This is a genomic window from Pseudoalteromonas sp. P1-9, from assembly GCF_001399975.1.
Lineage (GTDB): Bacteria > Pseudomonadota > Gammaproteobacteria > Enterobacterales > Alteromonadaceae > Pseudoalteromonas.
Window position 1 is genome coordinate 1 of the sequence record NZ_LKBD01000092.1, and the last position, 1,832, is coordinate 1,832.

At 38.5% G+C, this 1,832-nt stretch carries 3 protein-coding genes; all 3 read left to right on the forward strand.

What is annotated here, in order from left to right:
* Positions 1–777 (forward strand): RHS repeat-associated core domain-containing protein (locus AN214_RS21630; RefSeq protein ID WP_161805712.1); only part of this gene is annotated, 777 nt, incomplete at its 5' end.
* Positions 774–1,280: a hypothetical protein gene (locus tag AN214_RS21635; RefSeq protein ID WP_054981603.1), complete on the forward strand. Its 507-nt coding sequence runs from the start codon at positions 774–776 to the stop codon at positions 1,278–1,280. The genes AN214_RS21630 and AN214_RS21635, both read left to right, overlap by 4 nt.
* Before the next feature lie 11 nt (positions 1,281–1,291).
* Complete coding sequence (locus tag AN214_RS21640) at positions 1,292–1,726, forward strand: hypothetical protein (RefSeq protein ID WP_054981604.1); 435 nt, start codon at positions 1,292–1,294, stop codon at positions 1,724–1,726.
* Positions 1,727–1,832: the final 106 nt, after the last annotated feature.

Consider the following 1,832-nt stretch of genomic DNA (forward strand, 5'->3'; position numbering starts at 1 on the left):
GATTATTTAGCCTTTGGTGAATTACAAAACCAAACAGGCACAACGGACAATAATTACCTTTATACCGGTGAACAATTTGACGGTGATTTAGACCAGTATTACTTGCGTGCGCGCTACTATGACCAAGGTGTAGGGCGTATGACTCAAATGGACAGTTGGCAAGGGCGCCAACCTGAACCAATTAGCTTAAATAAGTACACCTATGCAGCGTCTAGTCCAGTTCATTTTGTTGACCCAAGCGGTAATACACACGATTTACCTGGAGCTGCAGCAACATTTAGAGTGTTATCTACTCTTGGCAATCGTTCAATGCACTATCTAAGTAAAACCTATAGCCGTGCTTTATTTGGTTATAATCGTAAAGATTTGACACAAGAAGTGTTTGGTATTGTAGGTGAAGCTCTGATGGATGAAGCTCTCGCAGCATACAAAGAAATGTTAAAAGAAGGCAGGCAAGGAAGCGCTGCTAATAAAGGTACATGGGCTCACTCTAAATTTGAATCACGAGTTAAAGCGATGCGAACCAAATGGAAAAAGTATAATATTACACTTCGAGTAGAAGAGTTTAGAGACAGCGAAGGTGACAGAACGGCAAGGCGCGCAAAAGACTCATTAGGACTAGACGTAACAGTCTACTATAAGAGTGCTTTGGTTTTAGCTTTTGATTTGAAAACGGGTAAAGGCATGAGCAAAAAGCGAAGAGGTAGACTAAAACAACATTTTAATGGTGTTGAAGTGGTAGAAATTATGGTGACCCCAAGAAGAGGCAAAAAATGACGACGTTAGCGCAAATTAAAAAAATTGCTAAGCAAGACTTTATTCCTGCGATGAAAGCGCGTGGTTTTCTAGAAAGTAGTAAATCGGCAATGGTTTTTTATAAAAAGCACCTTGATGATATTTTTCAGGTTATCATGTTTGATTTATTGTCAAATAAAGAAGATCTAGAAGTATTGGTATTTTCTTGGGTTCCCGAGTTAAAACAAAGCTATGATATGAAAGAGTTCCCAAAAAAACTTGTTATCACAAATGGTGGCTCATTAGATAAGAATGGGTTAAGCGAATCTGCAGATTATTGGGAAGTAAGTCAAATAGAGTCAGTAGCAAGCATTCTAAATGAGATTATAGTTAGTGTTGATTCTCACGCTATACCTTGGTTAAATGAAATAAATTCTCGCGAAAAGCTGGTTGATGCGCTCTTTCCTGATGTAAGTTGTCGACCAAACTTTACTGAAAGAAAAGAAAGAATATTAAGTAAATCACTGAGTAATTTAGACAATTAAAAGGATATTTTATGTCAAATACCCAATATGCTTTTATAGATAAAGGTAAAGTACCCACGCAACAACAATGGCAACAAGCAATTGACGACTTAGGCTTTGATTTTAAAATACAAATTGACCCTGAGTTAGCGCCGTTTGAAGATGAAGGCTTTTCTCCTTGTATTTGGGGCGAAACAGACGATGACGTTGGCTTTGAAATTTTTTACGAACCAGCGGAAGATGTTCATGAAGGCGATGAAGATGTGTTGGCTATGATAGGGGCAAGAGACTATTGTATTAGCTTTTGTTGGTATGGCAGCATGAAAGATTGCGCCGCGGTTATGGTTGCAAGTTGTGCATTAGCAAAGTTTTTTGACGCCGTGATTTCGTATGAAGGTGAAGACCCAGAGCCGCTAGAAAAGCTCATTTCAGATACACAAAGCATTATAAAAGAAGCTCTACAATAAATAGGGTCGCCATTGGCGTCGCGTCTTGCTTTTTGCCTTTTTATACACACAGAAAAAGGCAAAGCCTCCCCTTCTGCACAAAGTCTAAACAGAATATAAGAATATA